Below are 20,763 nucleotides of genomic sequence, written 5' to 3'. Positions count from 1 at the left end.
GGGGGTCCGATGCCGCTTCCCGTGCCCGTCCTGCCCGAGGGTGTCGATCCGGCCTGGCTGCCGCCCGCCGCCTTCCGGACGGTCGGTGGCCGGCGGACGCTGATCCGGGGATCGGGTCCGCTGGTGGAGACGGTGCACGGAGAGGTGGCCGAGGCCTGCCGGGGCTTCGGGGGCCGGGTCGTACGGGACGCCGAGCCGGGCGGCTCGTACGACCTGGTCCTCGGCCTCGGTACCGGCGTCGGTGACGCCGAGGGCTTCACGTGCGCGCGTCAGGGCGGCACGACGACCGTCACCGCCTCCGGCGGCCGGGGGCTGCTGTACGGGCTGTTCCACGTCGTCCGCCTCGGAGAGGCGGCGTTCCGGGGCGGGTGGGCGCCGGAGACCCATCGCCCGGCGCAGGCGCTGCGGATGCTCGACCACTGGGACAACGTGGCCGTGCACCCGGTCATGGGCCAGGTGGAGCGCGGGTACGCGGGCGGCTCACTGTTCTGGGAGGACGGCAGGGCACGGGGCGAACTCGACCGGGTGCGGGCCTACGGCAGGCTGCTCGCGGCGTGCGGAATCAACGCGCTGTCCGTGAACAACGTCAACGTGCACGCGACCGAGGCGCTGCTGCTGACCGACCGCATCGGTGAAGTGGCCGAGATCGCCGGGGCGTTGCGCCCCTACGGCATCCGCACCCATCTGTCGGTCTCCTTCGCGTCCCCGATCACGCTGGGCGGGCTGCCCACCGCCGATCCGCTGGACGAGGCGGTGCGCGGCTGGTGGGCCGAGGCGACGCGGCGGGTGTACGAGGCGATACCCGACCTCGGCGGGTACGTGGTGAAGGCCGACTCGGAGGGACAGCCGGGGCCGTTCGCGTACGGCCGCAGTCATGCCGAGGGCGCGAACGTGCTGGCGGCGGCGCTGCAGCCGTTCGGCGGCACGGTGCACTGGCGGGCGTTCGTCTACGACCACCGCCAGGACTGGCGGGACCGCACGACCGACCGGGCCCGGGCCGCGTACGACCATTTCGTGCCGCTGGACGGGGAGTTCGCGTCCGGCGCCGTGCTCCAGGTGAAGCACGGGCCGATGGACTTCCAGGTGCGCGAACCGGTCTCGCCGCTGCTCGGGGCCATGCCGCGGACCCGGCTGGCGGTGGAGCTGCAGGTCACCCAGGAGTACACCGGGCAGCAGCGGCACACGTGCTGGCTGGGCCCGATGTGGAGCGAGGTGCTGCGGTTCCGGCACGCACAGGGTTCGGCCGTGGGCGAGTCGGCGCGGGGCGGGCTCGTCGCCGTGTCGAACGTCGGTGACGACCCGTTCTGGACGGGGCATCCGCTGGCACAGGCCAATCTGTACACCTTCGGGCGGCTGGCCTGGCAGCCGGACGCCGAGCCGGGCGCGGTGCTCGACGAGTGGATCGCGCTCACCTTCCCGGACGCCCCGGCACGGCTGGCCGACGGGCTGCACGCCGTGCTCGACGGCTCGTGGCGGACGTACGAGAAGTACACCGCTCCCCTGGGCGTCGGCTTCATGGTGCAACCGGGGCACCACTACGGACCGAGTGTGGAGGGGTACGAGTACAGCCCGTGGGGGACCTATCACTTCGCCGACCGGGACGGCGTCGGGGTCGACCGCGGGGTGACGGGCGGTACGGGGTTCGCCGGGCAGTACGGCACACCGTGGGCCGAGCTGTACGAGTCGCCGGAGACCTGCCCGGACGAGCTGCTGCTGTTCTTCCACCACGTGCCGTACGGGCATGTGCTGAAGAGCGGGAAGACGGTGGTCCAGCACATCTACGACACCCACTTCGAGGGTGTCGAGGAGGTCCAGGAGGCCCGGGCGGTATGGGCCTCGCTGGCCGGGCTGGTGGACCCGGCGCGCCATGCCCGGGTGACGGAGCGCTACGAGGAGCAGCTCCGCAGCGCCCGTGAATGGCGGGACCAGATCAACAGCTACTTCCTGCGCAAGTCCGGGGTGCCGGACGAGCGGGGGCGGCGGATCTACTGAAGGATCGCCACGCCCAGCGGATCGAGGACCAGGGGCTGTCCCCCGTCCACCCGCTTGCCGGAGAGCAGGTCGGTGGCCGTGCCGAGCGCTGTCAGGTGGGCCGGTTCGCAGGCGTGGTTGAGGAGGAAGAGCAGGCGGGTGCCGTCGGGGGTGACCCGGCTCGCGGTCTCCACCGCCGGGTGGTCGGCGTAGGGGCCGAGCAGGTCGTGGCGGGTCAGGACCCGGCGGACGACCTGGTCGACGCCCTGCTGGTCGAGGGCGGTGGCGACGTACCAGCCCTCCCCGTCGCCGAAGGGGTGGCGGGTGACGGCGGGGGTGCCCGCGTAGAAGTCGGTGCCGTAGGTGGCGACCGGTTCGGCCCCGCGCGGGAGCACGATCTCGAAGACGAGCCGGGCCCGCGCCCCCAGCTCGGGGACGGTCTGGGTGAACTCCGGTGGCCGGGCGTCCCATTCGTCGACGCGGATGCCCATGAGGGGCGCGAGCGGGCCGGGCACGTCGGTGAGGAAGGCGCGGTCGTGCTCGTCGACGCGGCCGGAGAGGAACGTGGTCAGGACGGTGCCACCGCGGGCGGCCACGGCTTCGAGGCGCGGGGCGAGGTCGCCCTTGGCCATGTGCAGGACGGGGGCGAGGACCACGTCGTACGGCGTGAGGTCGGCGGTCTGCGGGATCACGTCCACGTCGGCGCCGGCCTCGCGGGCCGCCCGGTAGTACGCGTGGACCACGTCCGGGTACTTCACCAGCCGGGACGGACCGTCGGAGATCTCCAGCGCCCACCAGCTGTCCCAGTCGAAGAGGAGCGCGGTGCGGGCCGGGGTCCGGGCGCCGAGGGTCCGCTCCCCCAAGGCCTCCAGCTCCCTGCCCAGGGACGCGACCTCCCGGAAGACCCGGGTGTCGTCGCGGCCCGCGTGGCCGATGACGGCCCCGTGGTACTTCTCGCAGGCGCCCCGTGAGGCGCGCATCTGGAAGTACAGGGCGGCGTCCGCGCCGTGGGCGATGGCCTGGAAGGTGGCGAGGCGGAGTTCGCCGGGGCGCCGCAGCGGGTTGACGTCACGGCACGCCGTCGTCGACGGGGTCTGCTCCATCAGCCAGAACGGGGCGCCGTCCTTCAGGCCGCGCATCAGGTCGTGGGCGAGGGCGGGCCGGGTCGGCGGGGCGTCCGGGGGCGGGTAGTTGTCCCAGGACGCGAAGTCGAGGTAGGGCGCCCAGCGGTGGTAGTCGAGGGGGCGAAACAGGCCCATGAAGTTGGTGGTGACGGGTGTGTCGGGGTCGTGGGCCCGGATCACCTCCTTCTCGGCCAGGAAACAGCCGAGGAGGGCGTCGGTGGTGAAGCGGAGGTAGTCCAGGGTGATGCCCTGGAAGGCGGTGTGGTCGGGGCCGCGCCAGTGCTCGGTGAGGGCGTTCGGCGGCTCGATCTGGTCCCAGGCGGTGTAACGGTGGGACCAGAAGGTGGTGCACCAGGCGTCGTTGAGGGCGTCGAGGGTGCCGTGCCGGTCGCGGAGCCACTCCCGGAACGCCCCGGCGCACAGCTCGCAGTAACAGGCGCCGCCGTACTCGTTGTTGATGTGCCAGGCGAGCAGGGCCGGGTGGTCGCGGTAGCGTTCGGCGAGGCGGGCGGCCATCGCGGTGGCGTGTTCGCGGTACGCCGGTGAGCTGGGGCAGAAGTTGTGGCGCTGGCCGTAGCGGTGGCGGCGGCCCTCGAAGTCGGTGCGGTTGACCTCGGGGTGCCGCTCGGCGAGCCAGGGCGGGACGGCGGCGGTGCCGGTGGCGAGGCACACCCGGCGTCCCTCGGCGGCGGCCCGGTCCAGGATGCGGTCCAGGGCCGTGAAGTCATAGGTGTCCGGAGCCGGTTGGGTGAGGGACCAGGTGAAGACGCCGACGGTGAGGGTGTCGATGCGGGCCCGGGTGAACAGGCGGTGGTCCTCGTCCCAGACCTCCCTCGGCCACTGCTCGGGGTTGTAGTCGCCGCCGTAGCGGATCTTGCGCGTCATGCGGTGAAGTCCTTCCGCGTCTCGGCGATCACCGAGCGGCTGCCGTGCAGCAGGGACAGCAGCAGCGGGGCGGCCAGCAGGGCGGGCAGGGCCTCGGTCAGCCAGGTCGCCGACGCGGCCGTCAGGACCAGCAGGGAGGCGGCGGCCAGGGTGGCGCGGCCGTGCCGGAACAGGAAGTACGCGGCGAGGCGGGCGGTGTCCCGGGCGCGGAAGGCGAACAGGGACGTGAGGACGAGGGCGTGAGCGCCCCAGAGGAGGGAGCCGGTGCCGATCACCGCGAGCAGCAGCGCCCACCAGCCGGGCAGGCCGGTGGCGGAGAAGTGCGTGAGGGTGAAGGCGATGACCGTCAGCCACGTCAGCAAGGGTGTCCACAGCTTCAGCGCCGGTACGGCGTTGAGCCGCCAGCCGCGCAGGTAGGCCCGGGCCGGGTGCAGCTCGGTGAGGTCGCGGCTGCGGTGGTGGAGGGCGTAGAGCGCGGCGGACAGGGCCGGCCCCAGCGGCAGCAGGCACAGGGCCGCGAGGGGGAGGTTGGCGGGCTCGGGGCCGAGCAGGAGCAGCCCGGCCGGGCCCGGGGACGCGGCGACGAGGAACAGCGCCTCGACGGTCAGGAGGGTGTGGATCAGGGCGGAGGCACGGGAGAGGGTTCCGGTGCCGAAGTCGGAGGTGCGCGCGGTGCTCATGCGGCGGCCCTCCGGCCGGGCAGCCGCCGCACGCGCCGGACGCCCTGCCACGACGGGGGCCGGTGCACCGCCGCGCCACAGGTGAGCCGGCCGCGCGGCGCGCCGGGGGCGCGGATCACCCGTTCTCCTTCTTGAACCGCTCGTAGGCCTTGTTGTGCAGGTCGACGAGCTGCTGCATGTTCTTCGACTTCAGCTCGGCGAGGTAGGAGTTCCACTGGGACAGCGGGCGTTTGCCGAGGACGAACTGGAGGGTGTTCTGGATGACGTGGTCCTTGAGCGGGGTCTCCCAAAGGGTGGCCTGCTCCTGCTCGAAGGACTGGAGGGGGTGGGCCGGGTCGATGGGCAGCTGCCGGCGCTGGGCCATGGCGTCCTGGAACTTACGCTCGTCCGGGCTGAACATCGAGGAGACGAGCTCCCAGCTGCCGCCGTAGGCGAAGACGCCGTTGTAGAAGCCGAAGTCCTTCTGCAGGTCCTTCGGGGCGTCCGGGTCGGAGCCCATGAGGCTGATGCCGGGCTTAGGCTCGTACCGGCCTCCGGAGCGCGTGTGGGTGACGCCCTCGACACCCCAGCGGGCCAGCCGCTGGCCCTCGTCGGAGTACCAGAGCCAGTCCACGAACTGCATCATGGCGACGAAGCTGTCGCTCTTCAGCGCCTTGCTGGAGATCATGACACCGTTCTCCAGCCGGCTGCCGCCCAGCACGACGGGGCCGGCGGGCCCGAGCGGCACCGGCACCATCTCGATCCTCGCGCCCTTGACCTGCTTCTCCAGGTTGTACCGGTAGTCCTGCACCAGGACCTGCGGGTTGGCGCTCATCACGTAGGACTTCTCGGCGAGCAGCTTCTGCAGCGCCTGGTCGTCGGTCTGGCTGAAGCTCTCCGGATCCATGAGCTTCTCGGCGACGAGTTTGCGCAGGTACTCGACCATCTGCCGGTAGGCGTCCTGCGCGCCGGTGAAGACGTATTTCTGGGCCTTGTGGTCGAAGCTGATGTTGTCGTACGTCCAGCCGGATCTGACGCCGAAGGCCTGGCCGAGGTAGCTGAACAGCGCGCCGCAGGGGAACGGGGTGTTGGTGCTCCACCGGTCGGTGAAGGGGTACTTGCCGGGGTGCTCCTCCTTGAGTGCCTTGAGGACGCCGTACACCTCGTCCCAGGTGGTGGGCAGGCTCAGGCCGTGCTGGTCGAGGACGTCCGTGCGGAAGGACAGCGAGTAGCCGGCCTTGGGCTTCTCGTGCAGACCGGGCAGCAGGTAGTAGCTGCCGTCGGACTGGCGGATGGAGTCGAGCTCGGGCTCCAGCTTCCACTTGCGGACCTTGTCGCGGAAGTTGGGCATCAGCTTCACGTAGTCGCTGACCGGGAGGATCGCGCCCGAGGAAACGAAGGCGACCTCCGAGGGGTGGTAGGTCTTCGGGATCAGGAAGGGTGCGTCGCCCGCACCGATGAGGACGCTGCGCTTCTTCTCGTAGTCGGCGAGCGGGACGTCGATCGGCTTGAGCGTCACGCCGGTGCGCTTGGTCAGCTCCTTCCAGAACAGCCAGTCGTTCTTCATCGGATACACCGGGTTGTTGTTGTGCAGCACCGAGAAGGACAGCGGCCGGGAGGCCTTGAACTGCTGCCCGGCCCGGTAGTTCTTCATGGCCCCGTCCTGCTTCTTCGACAGGTCCTTGCCGTCCCCGCCGTCGTCACCGCCGCCGCAGCCGGTGACCGTGGCGAGGCCGATGAAGCCGGCCGCGGCGAGCATCCGGCGCCGCGACAGCTGTCCTTCGTTCTTCACGGGAACCCCCTTGTTTCCGTATGCCAGTTGAGGAGAGGTGCGGCGGTCAGCCCTTGACCGCGCCGAGCATCACGCCCGAGACGAAGTAGCGCTGGACGAACGGGTACACGCAGAGGATCGGCAGGGCGGTGAGGACGATGGTCACCGACTGGATGTTCGCGCCGACCTGGCTGAGCTGCTCGGTTCCGGCACCGGCGTTGCCGCCGCCGGTGGCGCCCTGGATGAGGTTGCGCAGGTAGACCGTGACCGGCATCAGTTCGGTCCGGTCCATGTACAGGAACGCGCTGAACCAGGAGTTCCAGAAGGACACCGAGTAGAAGAGCACCATGGTCGCCACGACCGCCTTGGACAGCGGCAGCACGATCCTCAGCAGGGTGCCGTAGGTGCTCAGGCCGTCGATCTGCGCGGCCTCCTCCAGCTCCGTCGGCAGGTTCTCGAAGAAGGCCTTCATCACCAGCAGGTTGAAGACGCTGATCGCGTTCGGCAGGGCGATCGCCCACACGCTGTTCTTCAGGCCGAGGCTGGTGACCAGGATGTAGTTCGGGATCAGGCCGCCGGTGAAGAACATGGTGAACACGGCGATGCCGACGAGCACACCCCGGCCCTTGAGCTGCTTCTTCGACAGGACATAGGCGTAACAGGTCGTCAGGACCATGGCGACCGCCGTTGCCACGACCGTGTAGAGCACGGTGTTGCCGTAGTTCCGCCAGAACATCGAGTCGTGGAACACGATCCTGTACGTGGTGAGGTTGAAGCCCTTGGGCAGCAGGGTCACCTCACCGGCCCGGATCTGCCGCTCCCCGCTGAAGGACCGCGCGATGATGTTGACGAAGGGGTAGAGGGTCACCAGCACGACGAGCGTGAGGATCACCCCGTTGACGCCCTGGAAGATCCGCTGGGAGCGGCTCGGCCTCACCACAGGCTCGTCCCCACCGTGCGGCGCGAGAGCGTGTTGGCCGACGTGATCAGGACCAGGCCGATGATCGCTTCGAACAGGCCGATGGCGGCGGCGTAGCTGAAGCTGTTGGACTCCACGCCGGAGCGGTAGACGTACGTCGAGATCACATCCGCGGTGGGATAGGTCAGCGGGTTGTACAGCAGCAGCACCTTCTCGAAGCCGACCGCCATGAACGTGCCGACGTTGAGGATCAGCAGCGTGATCATGGTGGGGCGGATGCCGGGCAGGGTGACGTGCCAGATCTGCCGCCAGCGGCCCGCGCCGTCGATGCGGGCGGCTTCGTACAGGTCCTCGTCGATCGTGGTGAGCGCGGCGAGGTAGAGGATCGTGCCCCAGCCGGCGGTCTGCCAGATCTCGGAACCGACGTAGACGGTACGGAACCACCCGGGTTCCTGGATGAAGCGGACCGGATCGTGGCCGAGCAGGCCGAGGACGTGGTTGACGGGGCCGTCGCTCGCCAGCATCTGCATCGTGATGCCAGCGACGATCACGATCGACAGGAAGTGCGGAAGGTACGACACCGACTGCACGAACCGCTTCAGGGAGCGCCGGCGCACCTCGTTGAGCAGCAGCGCGAGCACGATCGGGATCGGGAAGCAGAAGACGAGCGTGAGCCCGCCCAGCCACAGGGTGTTGCGGAACACCTGCCAGAAGGTGGGGTCGCCGAGGAACATCCGCACATAGCGCAGGCCCACCCATTCCTCACCGAAGATCGAACCGCCGGGCTCGAAGCGCCGGAAGGCGATGACGTTGCCGATCATCGGCAGGTAGCGGAAGACCAGGAAGAACAGCAGCGGCAGGATCGCCAGCGAGTACAACTGCCAGTCGCGGCGCAGTGCCCGGCGCCATCCGGTCCGGGCGGGTGCCCGCTTGCCGCGCCGGGGAGCGGCACGGGCCGGCGGCTGGTCCTGGGTGCCCGGCGGGGCCGGTGTGGTGGACGTGCTCATTGCTCGGGCCTCCCGTGGACATGGGACGCGGAACCGAAACTTTCGAGCTCTTACCGGTAACTTGCGGCAACTTAGGGGGCTCAGAAAGCGCTGTCAATGGGTGCTGCAGCACTCGGGCGGGACGCCTGTGGCGCGGTTGCAATCTCACCGGCGCTGGGTAGGACCCCGGAGTCGACTGCCCTTGCCCGGCCGCAAGTTTCTGGATTGTCACCGACTCCTGCGAGGTGGTGCCGTGCCCGCGTGCGACCTGCCACTGACCGAACTGGAGCGCCACCGCCCGGACATCGAGGAGGCGGATCGCCGCCGTGGGCAACAGCCAGGGAGGGCGGGCCGGCCCTGGCGGTCGCAGGGCTCGTGCCCGGCCTGGCGGCATGAGTGACCACCGCGCCGCTGCTGTGCGGGATCCGGCGCGCGCTGGACCTCACGGACGCCGGGCCCTAGGGCGAGATCGCCGCCTACCTCTCCGTCCACCGGGGCGCCGAGCGCGCCGCCTTTCGCCCCTTCTCCTTTGTCGAGGGCGTCTCCTTCGCCGCCGCGCGCAGGCCCCGGCCCACTTCGGGGTGGGCCTGCGGGACACGGTGTGCCCGCCGAGCGGGGCGTACGCCGCCTTCAATCGCTACGCGAAAACTGACCGGCACGGACCCACGCAGGGAGATCCACGCCCATCCGTTCAACGGACACGAGGGCGGCGACGCGGTCCAGGTGCGACGCCAACTGGATTGGCTGCGAGGGGTGCTGGACTGACGCGGTGACGGCACAGAGGCGGCCGACGCGGTGCAGGCGCGACGCCGACCGGATGCTGCGAGAAGTGCTGGACTGATGCCGTGCCGGCACAGGGTCGGCCGACACGGTGCGGACGCGACGCCAACTGGCTCGGCTGCGAGGGGTGTCGGGCTGACGCCGTGCCGGCACGGGTTCAGCCCGACGCGGCGATGGCGCAGCCCGGAGGCTGCGCCGCTCTGCCGGTCCCTCCTCGGGTCACCCCGCGACCGGGGACTCCGCGGTGCAGCCGCCGGCGCTCACCAGCCCCTTCGCGGTCTGCTCCTCGATCACCTTGCCCTTGTGGATGATCTTGCAGCTGATCTGGGAGCCTTCGGGGTCCGCGGCGACGGGCATGACCGCCGCGGGCATGATGCCGCGCAGCGTGACCGTCTTCTTCCAAGGCAGTTCGGGCTTCGAGACCGACTCGATCTTCGGTTCCATGGCCTTACCCCCGCCGCCGTGGAATTCGATCGAGTCGATGTTCTTCCCCGTCACCTCGTAGGTGACCTCGTACGTCTCGTCCACCGCCTTGTCGACCTGGTCGACCGCCTCGGAGCAGGCGGTGAGGCCGAGCGCGAGACCGGTGACGGCGACGGAACAGACGGCTGCGCGAAGGATGCGCTTCAAAGGGATCCCCCCGGATCATGATGGTCGAGCCCCGCAGCCAACCGCAAAGGGAAAGTAAAGTCAACTTCCTTTCGGCGCAGGCCTGCTGGGCCATCGCAGGCGCCGGCCGCCCGTCACTCCTCCCGCCCTCTCCGGTGGAGGCGTTCGGCGCTTCGACAGGGCTCCCCGGCCCACACCCTTGCCCCTGAGCCGTTTACATCTGTGCCGCCGGGCGCTAACTTCCGCAACAGGCGGGGTGGGAGCGCTCCCATCACGGTGGACCGGAACCCGCCCCCGAGACGCTCCCACCCCGCGCATCCGTGCACACACATCCGCAGGCCCGTACCCCCACGAACGGATGATGCTGTCATGATCTTGACAAGAAAGCCCGGAGGATCCACGATGCCCCGGCCGGCGCTCCCCTCCTCCCGGGTCAGAGCACTCTTCCTCGTGCTGCTCTCCCTCCTCGTCACCGTCCCGGCCATCGGCCTGGTCATGACGACCGGTGGCGAGGCGGAGGCGCACGGCACCCCCATGAAGCCCGGCAGCCGAACGTTCCTGTGCTGGCAGGACGGCCTGACGGACACCGGCGAGATCAAGCCGGTCAATCCCGCCTGCCGAGGCGCGCAGCAGGTCAGCGGCACCACGCCGTTCTACAACTGGTTCTCGGTGCTGCGCTCGGACGGCGCCGGCCGCACCCGGGGCTTCGTACCGGACGGCGAACTGTGCAGCGGCGGCAACACCAACTTCACCGGGTTCAACACGCCCAGCAAGGACTGGCCGCTCACCCATCTCACCTCGGGTGCGGCCATCGACTTCTCGTACAACGCCTGGGCGGCGCACCCGGGTTGGTTCCACGTCTACATCACCAAGGACGGCTTCGACCCCACCAAGACGCTCACCTGGAACCACATGGAGGAGCGGCCGTTCCTGAGCGTCGACCACCCGCCGCTGAAGGGCTCCCCGGGCACGGTCGAGGCCAACTACTCCTGGACGGGCAAGCTCCCCGCCGACAAGTCGGGCCGGCACATCATCTACATGGTCTGGCAGCGCTCCGACAGCCAGGAGACCTTCTACTCCTGCTCCGACGTCGTCTTCGACGGCGGCAACGGCGAGGTGACCGGCATCAAGGAGCCGGGCAACCCGTCGGAGCCGGTGCCCGGCACCTGCACGGCCACCCGCAGGACGACCGGCACCTGGAACGGCGGCTACCAGTCCGAGGTGACCGTCACCAACACCGGCACGGTCCCGATGCTCGGCTGGATGGTCGACTGGACCCTCCCGGCGGGCCAGAAGGTCGACAGCCTGTGGAGCGGCAGCGCCACCTACAACGGCCAGGCGGTGATGGTCCACAACGCCAACTGGAACGGCTCCCTCGCACCAGGCAAGAGCACGACGTTCGGATACGTCGTCTCCGGGTCGGGAGGTGACAGCACGAGCAGTCTGCCGTGCCGGGTGGGCTGAACCACCGGACGGGCGGGCCCGGTGACCGGGGCGACGGTGACCGGGCCCGTCGGCACGAGGACGCGGGCCGGCCGGAGCGCGCCGGCCGGCCCGCTCCCCGGATTCCCGCTCGCGTAGGTTGGCGTCATGGTGGAGGGGGCGAAGGCCGCGACCGGATCGGCGGCCACGAGCGAACAGACCGGAGAACGAACGCCGGCGCACAGCGGCACGAGGGAACGGGGCGGTCCGGCCCGCTCGTCCCTCTGGATGGCACTGGGCACGATGGTGTCCCGGGCAACGGGGCTCATCCGGCAGGTCCTCCAGGCGGCGGCACTGGGCACGGGGCTGCTCGCGAGCACGTACAACACGGCGAACACCGTGCCGACGAGTCTGTACACCCTGGTGATCGGCGGTGCGCTCAACGCCGTGCTGGTGCCGCAGCTGGTGCGGGCGCGGACCACCGAGGCCGACGGCGGAAGGGCTTTCGAGCAGCGGCTGGTGACGCTCGTCCTGTGCGTCCTGGCCGCCGGGACGGCGCTGGCCGTGTGGGCCGCGCCGCAGATCGTGGGCCTGTACATGCGCGACACCGCGGACAGCCACGAGGCGTTCGAACTGACCGTGGTCTTCGCCCGGTTCCTGCTGCCGCAGATCTTCTTCTACGGCGTGTTCGGCATCCTGGGACAAGTGCTCAACGCCCGGGAGAAGTTCGGCGCGATGATGTGGACGCCGGTGCTGAACAACGTCGTGCTGATCGGCATGTTCGCCGCGTACCTGGGGCTGATGACGGTCCCGGACCGGGTGGCGGACATCACCGCGGCGCAGGTGCGGCTGCTGGGGCTGGGCACGACGGCCGGCATCGCACTTCAGGCCCTCGCCCTGATCCCCTTCCTGCGCTCCGCGGGCTTCCGGTTCCGGCCCCGCTTCGACTGGCGGGGCACCGGCCTGGGCAAGAGCGTCCATGCCGCCAAGTGGACGTTGCTGTTCGTCCTGGTCAACCAGGTCGCGCTGACCGTGGTGACGAACTTCGCCAACGCGGCGGACCAGGCGCTGCCGGATGCCGGCGCCGGCTACTCGGCCTACATGTACGCGCAGACCATCTGGATGCTGCCGCAGTCGATCGTGACCGTCTCCCTGGTGACCGCGCTGTTGCCTCGGATGAGCAGGGCCGCCGCGGAGGGCCGGGTCACCGAGCTGCGCGCCGATCTCTCGCGGGCACTACGGGTCAGCGGGGTCGTCATCGTGCCGGCCGGATTCGTCTTCCTGGCGCTGGGCCCTCAGATCTCCGCGCTGCTGTTCGCCCACGGGGCGGCCGACGCGGCGACCGCCCAGCCGCTCGGCCAGATGCTCCAGGCGTTCGGCCTCGGGCTGATCCCGTTCTCGGCGCAGTACCTCCTCCTGCGGGGCTTCTACGCGTTCGGGGACACCCGCACCCCGTTCTTCATGGCGGCGTGGATCGCCGCGGTGAACATCGCACTGGTCACTTCCTGCCATCTGCTGCTGCCCGCGCGCTGGGCGGTGACCGGTATGGCCGGTGCCTACACCGTGTCGTACCTGGCCGGGCTGGCCGTCACGGCATGGCGGTTGCGCGGCAGGCTCGGCGGCCGGCTCGATGACGGGGAGCTGCGCCGCACGTACACGAAACTGGTGGCCGCTGCCGCCCTCGCCGCGGGGCTGGGCTGGGGAGCCGCCCGGTCCTGCGCCGCGTGGCTGGGCACCGGCACCTGGTCCACCGCGCTGAGCCTCGCCGCCGGAACGGCCGCGATGGCGGCGGGCTACCTCGCCCTGGCCCGGCTGATGAGGGTCGGTGAACTGCGCGGCTTCGCCGGTCGGCGGTGACGGCGTCCTGTCGGCTCGCCCGGGCGACGTCCGGCTCGGACACAGGGACCGACCGCCCCATATGTCGGGGTTATCCAGGTGTGCGATTCTGTTGTGTGGGTGCCCTGCCGCTCGTGTGCGGCGTGGATCCGCCATGGGAGGCGCGAACCCGCGCCGCCGTTCCCGTGCCCGCGTCGTCGTCGCCTGAGTTCCGGGGACTCCCACCTGCCGGTGGCTGCGGCATGGACGGGAGGTGGATGCGGACATGCCCCACTACGGCGATGCCCGGGCCGCGATCCCCGGCCTCCGGGCGCCGGGGGACGGGGGCACCGGTCCGCCTCGCCCCGCTCCGGAACCCGCCGCGCGAGCGCGGCTCCTGGCGTTCGCGGGGGTGACGCTGGCGTCGGTGTACGTACGCGGCGAGGAGGGGACCGAGCTGCGGCTGGTGGAGTCGGCCGGGGCCGAGCCGGAGCAGCCGTACCGGTTGCCGGGGCGGGTGGCGGTCCCGGTTCCGGGGGGCTCTCCCGGCGCGGGGTCGAGCGGTCACCCCGGGCCGACGCCGGACGTCGGCACCCCCGGCACCCCTTCCCCCGCCCCCTCCCCCGGTGCCGGTTCCGGCGGTACCGCTTCCGGCCCGGAGACAGCAGGCGGCGGCCCGGCCGTCGCCGAGGCCTATCTGCGGGGGCGGCCCGTGTGGCTCTCGGGTGTGCGGCTCGCCGGTGGGGAGGGCGGCGTGGCCGCCTCCGCCCCGCTCGGGGCCCTGCCGCTGGGGGCCGCCGGTGGCTGGCTGGGCTCTCTCGTCGTGGTGGGAGAGGCCGGGGAGGGGTTCGGGTCCGAACAGCGGGAGTTCCTGGAGCGGTACGCCGAGGCCGTCGCCGAGCGGCTGCGGGGCGAGGCCGACCGGTCGGCACCCTCGCCGCTGCTGGATTCGGCCCTGCGCGCCATGGGGATCGGCTCCTTCGCCCTGTCGCCCGGGACCGGGCTGGTCGAGACGGACCCGGCGTTGCTCGAACTCGTCGGCATCCCCGAGGGCGGTTTCGACGGCAAGACCGACACCCTGCTCTCGGTCAGCGTGCCGGAGGACGTCCCGGCGCTGATGTCGGTCATCGAGCCGTCCGCACAGGCCCCGGGCCGCCGTGAGCTGGAGTTCCGTATCCGCAGGCCCACCGGTGAACTCTGCTGGCTGCGGCTGAACTGCCGGGTGCTGAAAGGGCCCGACGGCGCTCCCGAGCGGGTGCTGGGCGTGGTGAGCGCGGCGCCCGTGCTGCGCCGCAGCGCCAGCGACGTCGCCCGGATCCAGTGGCTGACGGCCGCGCTCGACGACGCCACGACCGTCCGGGACGTCAGCCGTGTCGTCGTCGCCGCGTTGCGCGAGCCGCTGGGCGCCGACCGGGTGGCGCTGGCCGAGCTGCTGGAGGACCGGCTGGCGGTCACCGTGCTCGATCCGCCGGGTGCCGGTGCCTGGCCGGAACTGTGGCGCCGGGAGTGGCGCTCGGAGTGGCCCGACGCGCCGGTCTCCGCCCTGCCCACGCTCCAGGCGGCACTGCGGGACGGGCGGATGAGCCTGTGGCCTGCGGGTTCCGCCCTGGAACCGGGACTCGCGGGGATCGGGCCCGGCGGGCTCGCCGTGCTGCCGTTGCCGGCCAGGAGCGGGGTGGCCGGGGTATGCCTGGTCGGATGGGACAGTCGGCACGAGTTCGCGCCCGAGGAGCGGGCCCTGCTGACCGCGACCGCGGGGCTCGTCGGGCAGGCCCTGAAGCGCGCGCACGCCTACGACGCCGAGCAGGAGCTCGCGACGATGCTCCAGCGCAGCCTGCTGCCGCGCCGGCTCCCCCGGCTCCCCGGGGGCACGGCCGTGGCCCGCTATCTGCCCGCCCGGCGCGGACTCCAGGTGGGCGGCGACTGGTACGACGTGATCGCACTGTCGGAGAGCAAGGTGGCCCTGGTCATCGGGGATGTGCAGGGACACAGCGCCGGGGCCGCGACGATCATGGGGCAGATGCGTACGGCGGTCCGCGCCTACGCCGTGGAGGGGCATCCGCCGGACGTGGTCGTCGCGCACGCCAACCGGCTGCTCGTCGGCATGGAGACCGACCTGTTCGCCACCTGCTGCTACGTCGAACTGGACATGGAGGAGGGCAACGCGCTGTTCGTGCGGGCCGGTCACCTGGCACCACTGGCGCGCCATCCCGACGGCGGCACCGAGGAGATCGCGGTCGAGGGCGGACTCCCGCTGGGAGTCCTCGCGGACGCGGAGTTCCCGCTGACGGCCCTCGCGTTCGCCCCGGGATCGGTGCTCGCGCTGGTGACGGACGGTCTGGTCGAGTCGGCGGACCTCCAGGTGGACGAGGGGATGCGGCTCGTGCGCCGAGCGCTCGCCGCGGCCGATCCAGCCGACCCGGGACGGATGGCCGACGCACTGCTCGGCGAGACCGGGCGGCGTGAGGACGACGTGGCGGTGCTGCTGCTGCGCTACGACGGGATGCGGGTCCGGCCGGTGCGGGCGGGCTGGGTGGTGTGGCGGCTGCCGGACGCGGTGATGCACGCCCGCCGGTTCAGCGCGCGCACGCTGCGTTCGTGGGGCATCGCCGCCGAGGCCGACACCGTCCTGCTGGTGGTGTCGGAGCTGGTCACCAACGCGCTGGTGCACACGCAGGGCGCGGTCCGGGTGGAGCTGACCCTGGCGGCGGACCGGCTGCGGGTGACCGTGAACGACTCCTCACCGCGGGCACCGGCCAAGCCCGTGGTCGTGGACTGGGAGTCGACGGGCGGGCGTGGGCTCTTCCTGGTCGAGGCCATGTCGGCGGCCTGGGGTTCGGTGCCGGTGGGCGGCGGCAAGCAGGTGTGGAGCGAGATCGTCGTCACCCGTCGGGAGACGGAGCCCGGTGAGGAGCCGGACGAGGAACCGGAGACCGAGCCGGAGGAGGAGCGCAGGCCGGGCCGCGTCTGGGGCCTGGGCCGCGACCGGGCCTGGGGCCTGGGCCGCAACCGGGACCGCCGCAAGGCCCGCGACCAGGGCCCGCGCCACAGCGACGAACAGGCCACGAGCCGTACCGGCGACCCGGCCGTACGCGACCCCGGAACCCGCGAGGGAGGTCCCTGATGCGTGGCCTCGGTCTGCGGGGGGCCGCCGGGCTGCTGGCGGTCCTGCTGGCCGTGTCCCTCGCCGGGTGCACGGACGACGGCGGGGAGGGCGAGCTGACCATCGGGCTGCTGCTGCCCAGCCGGGCCGTGCCCCGCTGGGAGAAGTCGGACAGGCCCCTGATCGAGAAGCGGGTCAAGGAGCTGTGCTCCGAGTGCAGGGTCGTGTACGCCAACGCCGAGAACGACGCGGCGAGCCAGCGGCAGCAGATGACCTCCATGATCACCCGGGGCGTCTCGGCCCTGCTCCTGGACGTCGTCGACCCCAAGGCCCTGCGCTCCTCGGTGCACGCGGCGCAGCGCGAGGGCATCCCGGTCGTCGCCTACGACCGCCTCGCCGAAGGCCCGATCTCGGGTTTCGTCAGTTTCAACGGCGCCCAGGTCGGCAGGCTCCAGGGCCAGGCGCTCCTGAAGGGCATGGGCGCCCGGGCCGACGGTGGCCGCGTCGTCATGGTGAACGGCGACCCGTCCAGCCCCAACGCCGCCTGGTACGAGGGCGGGGCACGGGCCGTCCTCCGGGGCGAGGTGCGGATCCTGAAGTCGTACGACACCGTGGGGTGGCGTACGGAGAACGCGCACGACCACATGTCCGCCGCGGTCAGTGCCCTCGGCCCGGGCGCGATCGACGGGGTGCTCGCGGCCAACGACTCCATCGCGGCCGGTGTCATCGCGGCCCTCAAGAGCGCCCGTGTCGCGCCGCTGCCCCCGGTCACCGGGCAGGACGCCGATCTCGACGCCGTGCAGCGCATCGTCGAGGGCGAGCAGTACATGACCGTCTACAAGCCGTTCCGGCTGGAGACCGAGGCGGCCGCCGCGATGGCCGTGGCCCTGGCACGCGGAAACGACATCGACTCCCTGGTCACGACGACGGTGGACAGCCCCACGACCGAGGACGTCCCGGCGGTCCTGCTCACGCCCACCGCCGTGACGCGCGAGACGATCGGCCGGCTCGTCCGGGACGGCGTCTACACGGTCGACCAGATCTGCACCCCGAAGTTCCGCCCGGCCTGTGACCGCGCCGGGCTCACCCGGTGAGCGAGGTGGTCCCCGTGGCCCATCCCCCCGTCCTGGCGTTGCGTGGCATCACCAAGCGGTTCGGCGGCGTCCAGGCGCTGGTGGACGTCGACCTGCAGGTCCGGGCCGGTGAGGTCGTGGCCCTGGCGGGCGACAACGGGGCGGGCAAGTCCACGCTGGTCAAGGTGATCTCCGGGGTCAGCCCCGCCGACCGGGGCGTCATCGAGTGGGAGGGGCGCCTCGTCCAGATCAAACGCCCGCACGACGCCCACGCCCTGGGCATCGCGACCGTCTACCAGGACCTCGCCATGTGCGACAACCTGGACGTCGTCGGCAACCTCTTCCTGGGCCGCGAGATCGACCGCGTGGGCGTCCTCGACGAGGTGGAGATGGAGCGCCGTGCCCGTGACCTGATGCGGGCGCTGTCGATCCGCATCCCCGACGTGCGGGTGCCGGTCGCCGCGCTCTCGGCCGGGCAGCGGCAGGCCGTCGCGATCTCCCGCTCGCTGATGGGCGCCCCGAAGGTGCTGCTGCTCGACGAGCCCACCGCCGCCCTCGGCGTGGAGCAGACCAGCCACCTGCTCGACCTGATCGAGGAGGTCCGCGACCGCGGTATGGCGATCATCCTCATCAGTCACAACATGGGTGACATCAAGGCCGTCGCGGACCGGGTCGCCGTGCTGCGGCTGGGCCGCAACAACGGTCTGTTCGACGTGAGCACCGTGACCCAGGAGCAGATCATCTCCTCCGTCACGGGGGCGGCGGACAACGCCGTGGCCCATCGCTCGAAGGGCGGCGAGGAGGCGTGGCCGTGAGCCGCGGCGGGCCGTCGCGGGACGGTGGACCGGCGGGGCCGGGCAGCGCCGGTCCGGTCACCACCGAACGCGAGCAGGGCGCCCCCCGCGGCTGGCGGGACAGTGTGCGCCAGTACGCGCTGGAGGTCCGCGGCAGTGTCCGGGGCGGAGAGCGAGGGCCGCTCCTGGTGCTCGCCGGGCTGCTCGTGATCTGGATCGTCTTCCAGGGGCTGGACGACAAGTTCCTCTCGCCGCGCAACCTGTCCAACCTCAGCGTGGACATCGTCGGGACCGGGCTGGTCGCCGTCGGCATCGTGTTCGTGCTGCTGATCCGGGAGATCGATCTGTCGGTCGGCTCGGTCAGCGGCCTGGCGGGTGCGGCGTTCGCCGTGCTGAACGTGAACCACGGCGTGCCGGAGTGGCTGGCGGTGATCGTGGCGGTGGCCACGGGGACGGCCGTGGGCGCCTTCCACGGGTTCTTCCATGCCTGGCTCGGCGTGCCCGCGTTCGTGGTGACGCTGGCCGGGCTGCTGATCTGGAACGGCCTGACGCTCTACCTGCTGGGGGCCAGCGGCACGATCAACATCGACGAGGAGGGCCTGGTCGCCTCCCTGACCAGTCGGCACTTCGGCGACGACCTGGTGGCGTACGCGGTCGCGGCACTCGGCACGGCCGGGTACTTCCTGGCCGCCCACCGCCGGCGCAGCCGCCACCGGGCGGCCGGGATGCCCTACCGGACGGAGGGCGACATCGGGATGCGCACCGGTCTCCTGGCGGTGGTGGCCTTCGCCGGTGCCCACACCCTCAACCGGTTCCAGGGGCTGCCGGTGGCGCTGCTGATCTTCCTGGTGGTGCTGGTCGTCTCGGACTACCTGTTGCGCCGCACCCGTTACGGGCGGCGGGTGTACGCGCTCGGCGGCGGGGTCGAGGCGGCGCGGCGGGCCGGCATCGGGGTGGAGCGGGTGCGGGTGGCGATGTTCATGGTGTCGGGGACGCTGGCCGCGTTCGGCGGGCTGTTCGTGGCGTCGGGACTGACCTCGGCGAGCCCCACGACGGCCCGGGCCGCCGGTTCGGGGATGCTGCTGATCAACGCCATCGCGGCGGCCGTCATCGGCGGGACGAGTCTGTTCGGCGGGCGGGGCTCGCCCTGGTCGGTGCTGCTCGGTGTGGTGGTCATCCAGTCCATCGCCTCGGGAATGGGGCTGCTGGGGGTTCAGGACGCCGTGCAGTTCATGATCACCGGCGGGGTGCTGCTGGCCGCCGTGGCGGCCGACGCGCTGTCCAGACGGGCTCAGGCCCGAGGCGACCGATCATGAATCGTGACATGCCCGATACGGCCTGATTGTTATGTTTCCCATGAAATGCCTAATGGAGAGCAAAGGTGGGTAAGGGCGGAGATGTCATGAAACGCAGCCGCCTCATCCAGGCGGCCGTGGCCGTCACGGTCGCCGCCGGTCTGATCCTCTCCGGGTGCGGTGACACCGATCTTCCCGACGGCGAGGAGCAGGCCCGGCTCAGGGTGCTCGCGACGGACGTGCCGCAGATCCAGACCCTGAAGAAGCTCACCAAGAAGCATTTCACGGCGGAGACCGGCATCCCCGTCGACTACACGTTGCTGCCGGAGAACGAGGCGCGGGAGAAGATGAACCGCGAGTTCGCGACCCAGGCCGGCACCTACGACGTGGCGAGCGTCAGCGCGTACGAGGTGCCGATCTACGCGGACAACGGCTGGCTCGCCCCGCTGGACTCCTATGTGAAGGCCGACGAGGACTTCGACCAGGACGACGTGTTCCCGAATCTGACGTCCTCGCTGACCGGCGACGACGGCAAGCTCTACGCCGAGCCGTTCTACGGCGAGGGCTCCTTCCTGATGTACCGCAAGGACCTGTTCCGCGAGGAGGGGCTGGCCATGCCGGCGAACCCGACCTGGAAGCAGGTCGCCGACCTCGCCGCCCGGGTCGACGGCTCGGAGGGCGCCAGCGGCATCTGCCTGCGCGGCCTGCCCGGCTGGGGCCAGAACCTCGCCCCGATCAACACGGTCGTCAACACCTTCGGCGGCGCCTGGTACGACATGGACTGGAACGCCCGGCTGACCTCACCGGAGTTCAAGGAGGCCGTCGGGTTCTACGTCGACCTGGTCCGCTCCCACGGCCAGCCCGACGCCGAGCGGATGGGTGTGCTGGAGATCCTGGACCATTTCGTCCAGGGCAAGTGCGCCATGATGTACGACGCCACGTCGCTGGCCTCGTCGATCGAGGCCGACAGTTCGCCGGTCAAGGGCAAGGTGGGCTATGTTCCGGCCCCGCACGAGAAGACCGACAAGGCCGGCTGGCTGTGGACCTGGGCCTGGGGCGTCCAGCAGGCGTCCGAGCGCAAGGACGCCGCCTGGGAGTTCATCTCCTGGGCCTCCTCCAGGCAGTTCCAGGAGCTGGTCGGCCAGGAGATGGGCTGGACCTCGGCGCCCGCCGGGAACCGCAAATCGCTCTACGAGAAGCCCGAGTACCAGCAGGCGGCCGGCGCCTGGTACCGGCAGGAGTACACGGCGGCGACGGACTCCGCCGACCCGAATGACCCGGGCGTCGGCCCCCGCCCCTACACCGGCATCGGCTTCCTGGGCATCCCCGAGTTCGCCGTGCTGGGTACGGCGGTGTCCGAGCAGATCGCCGCGGCCATCGCCGGCCGGCAGTCCGTGGACGCGGCCCTCGACAAGGCGCAGGACCTCGCCCAGGCAGCGGCGGCGAAGTACCGCGGCGAGTGACCCGGCCGCAGCCCACCGTGGCCCGCCCGTGAACGGCGCGGGCCGCGCCCCCGGTGACCCGGGGACGCGGCCCTCGAACTGCCGTGATGGTCCG

General features: G+C 71.3%; 14 protein-coding genes and 1 pseudogene. 9 read left to right on the top strand and 6 right to left on the bottom strand.

Going from position 1 to position 20,763, the window contains the following annotated elements; all coding sequences use genetic code 11:
• The first annotated feature begins 9 nt into the window (after window positions 1-9).
• Window positions 10-1,992: an alpha-glucuronidase gene (locus ACFY5B_RS07395; RefSeq protein WP_389965813.1), complete on the top strand. Its 1,983-nt coding sequence runs from the start codon at window positions 10-12 to the stop codon at window positions 1,990-1,992.
• Here the strand turns inward: ACFY5B_RS07395 and ACFY5B_RS07390 are convergent.
• The 5 genes from ACFY5B_RS07390 to ACFY5B_RS07370 form a co-directional block, all read right to left on the bottom strand.
• Window positions 1,986-3,980 (bottom strand): beta-galactosidase, encoded by a 1,995-nt coding sequence (locus ACFY5B_RS07390; RefSeq protein WP_389965810.1) that lies wholly within the window; start codon window positions 3,978-3,980, stop codon window positions 1,986-1,988. The genes ACFY5B_RS07395 and ACFY5B_RS07390 overlap by 7 nt on opposite strands.
• Window positions 3,977-4,660 carry a hypothetical protein gene (locus ACFY5B_RS07385; RefSeq protein WP_389965807.1) on the bottom strand — a complete coding sequence of 228 codons (684 nt, stop codon included), beginning with the start codon at window positions 4,658-4,660 and terminating at the stop codon, window positions 3,977-3,979. The genes ACFY5B_RS07390 and ACFY5B_RS07385 overlap by 4 nt, the downstream gene beginning before the upstream one ends.
• Before the next feature lie 115 nt (window positions 4,661-4,775).
• Window positions 4,776-6,431 (bottom strand): extracellular solute-binding protein, encoded by a 1,656-nt coding sequence (locus ACFY5B_RS07380; RefSeq protein ID WP_389965804.1) that lies wholly within the window; start codon window positions 6,429-6,431, stop codon window positions 4,776-4,778.
• 46 nt (window positions 6,432-6,477) lie between these two features.
• A complete protein-coding gene (locus ACFY5B_RS07375) occupies window positions 6,478-7,350 on the bottom strand; it encodes a carbohydrate ABC transporter permease (protein ID WP_389965802.1) in 873 nt (290 codons plus the stop codon).
• A complete protein-coding gene (locus ACFY5B_RS07370) occupies window positions 7,344-8,336 on the bottom strand; it encodes an ABC transporter permease (RefSeq protein WP_389965799.1) in 993 nt (330 codons plus the stop codon). The genes ACFY5B_RS07375 and ACFY5B_RS07370 overlap by 7 nt, the downstream gene beginning before the upstream one ends.
• 293 nt (window positions 8,337-8,629) lie before the next feature.
• Here ACFY5B_RS07370 and ACFY5B_RS07365 point away from each other — a divergent pair.
• A pseudogene (locus ACFY5B_RS07365) lies at window positions 8,630-9,080 on the top strand (acetylxylan esterase); the annotation flags it as partial.
• Between the two features lie 234 nt (window positions 9,081-9,314).
• Here ACFY5B_RS07365 and ACFY5B_RS07360 read toward each other — a convergent pair.
• A complete protein-coding gene (locus tag ACFY5B_RS07360; RefSeq protein WP_389965796.1) occupies window positions 9,315-9,725 on the bottom strand; it encodes an MmpS family transport accessory protein in 411 nt (136 codons plus the stop codon).
• A 348-nt stretch (window positions 9,726-10,073) separates the two neighbouring features.
• On the opposite strand from ACFY5B_RS07360, the gene ACFY5B_RS07355 reads away from it, so the two are divergent.
• From ACFY5B_RS07355 to ACFY5B_RS07325, 7 genes are all read left to right on the top strand, one after another.
• Window positions 10,074-11,168 (top strand): lytic polysaccharide monooxygenase, encoded by a 1,095-nt coding sequence (locus ACFY5B_RS07355; protein WP_389965793.1) that lies wholly within the window; start codon window positions 10,074-10,076, stop codon window positions 11,166-11,168.
• 126 nt (window positions 11,169-11,294) lie between these two features.
• Window positions 11,295-12,983, top strand: coding sequence for a murein biosynthesis integral membrane protein MurJ (murJ, locus tag ACFY5B_RS07350; RefSeq protein WP_389965791.1), 1,689 nt, complete (start codon window positions 11,295-11,297; stop codon window positions 12,981-12,983).
• Between the two features lie 244 nt (window positions 12,984-13,227).
• Window positions 13,228-16,065 carry a SpoIIE family protein phosphatase gene (locus ACFY5B_RS07345; protein WP_389965788.1) on the top strand — a complete coding sequence of 946 codons (2,838 nt, stop codon included), beginning with the start codon at window positions 13,228-13,230 and terminating at the stop codon, window positions 16,063-16,065.
• Complete coding sequence (locus tag ACFY5B_RS07340; RefSeq protein WP_389965785.1) at window positions 16,065-17,138, top strand: substrate-binding domain-containing protein; 1,074 nt, start codon at window positions 16,065-16,067, stop codon at window positions 17,136-17,138. Before ACFY5B_RS07345 ends, ACFY5B_RS07340 begins: the two co-directional genes overlap by 1 nt.
• A gap of 14 nt (window positions 17,139-17,152) precedes the next feature.
• The gene (locus ACFY5B_RS07335) at window positions 17,153-17,932 is read left to right on the top strand and encodes an ATP-binding cassette domain-containing protein (RefSeq protein ID WP_389965782.1); all 780 of its coding nucleotides are present in this window, start codon (window positions 17,153-17,155) and stop codon (window positions 17,930-17,932) included.
• Complete coding sequence (locus tag ACFY5B_RS07330) at window positions 17,923-19,227, top strand: sugar ABC transporter permease (protein ID WP_389965779.1); 1,305 nt, start codon at window positions 17,923-17,925, stop codon at window positions 19,225-19,227. The genes ACFY5B_RS07335 and ACFY5B_RS07330 overlap by 10 nt, the downstream gene beginning before the upstream one ends.
• 86 nt (window positions 19,228-19,313) lie before the next feature.
• Window positions 19,314-20,669: an ABC transporter substrate-binding protein gene (locus ACFY5B_RS07325; RefSeq protein WP_389965777.1), complete on the top strand. Its 1,356-nt coding sequence runs from the start codon at window positions 19,314-19,316 to the stop codon at window positions 20,667-20,669.
• Window positions 20,670-20,763 lie beyond the last annotated feature (94 nt).

This window comes from Streptomyces sp. NPDC013187, from assembly GCF_042899705.1.
Classification (GTDB): Bacteria; Actinomycetota; Actinomycetes; order Streptomycetales; family Streptomycetaceae; genus Streptomyces; species Streptomyces hawaiiensis_A.
Note: the sequence above shows the minus strand (reverse complement) of the source record. Positions and strands in the feature narration are given on the sequence as shown.

What these genes read in the sequence shown, in the direction of transcription:
- ACFY5B_RS07395 (WP_389965813.1), top strand. Translation starts at nt 10, where the DNA reads ATGCCGCTTCCCGTGCCCGTCCTGCCCGAGGGTGTCGATCCGGCCTGG.
- ACFY5B_RS07390 (WP_389965810.1), bottom strand. Translation starts at nt 3,980, where the DNA reads ATGACGCGCAAGATCCGCTACGGCGGCGACTACAACCCCGAGCAGTGG.
- ACFY5B_RS07385 (WP_389965807.1), bottom strand. Translation starts at nt 4,660, where the DNA reads ATGAGCACCGCGCGCACCTCCGACTTCGGCACCGGAACCCTCTCCCGT.
- ACFY5B_RS07370 (WP_389965799.1), bottom strand. Translation starts at nt 8,336, where the DNA reads ATGAGCACGTCCACCACACCGGCCCCGCCGGGCACCCAGGACCAGCCG.
- ACFY5B_RS07355 (WP_389965793.1), top strand. Translation starts at nt 10,074, where the DNA reads ATGATCTTGACAAGAAAGCCCGGAGGATCCACGATGCCCCGGCCGGCG.
- murJ (WP_389965791.1), top strand. Translation starts at nt 11,295, where the DNA reads ATGGTGGAGGGGGCGAAGGCCGCGACCGGATCGGCGGCCACGAGCGAA.
- ACFY5B_RS07345 (WP_389965788.1), top strand. Translation starts at nt 13,228, where the DNA reads ATGCCCCACTACGGCGATGCCCGGGCCGCGATCCCCGGCCTCCGGGCG.
- ACFY5B_RS07340 (WP_389965785.1), top strand. Translation starts at nt 16,065, where the DNA reads ATGCGTGGCCTCGGTCTGCGGGGGGCCGCCGGGCTGCTGGCGGTCCTG.
- ACFY5B_RS07325 (WP_389965777.1), top strand. Translation starts at nt 19,314, where the DNA reads ATGAAACGCAGCCGCCTCATCCAGGCGGCCGTGGCCGTCACGGTCGCC.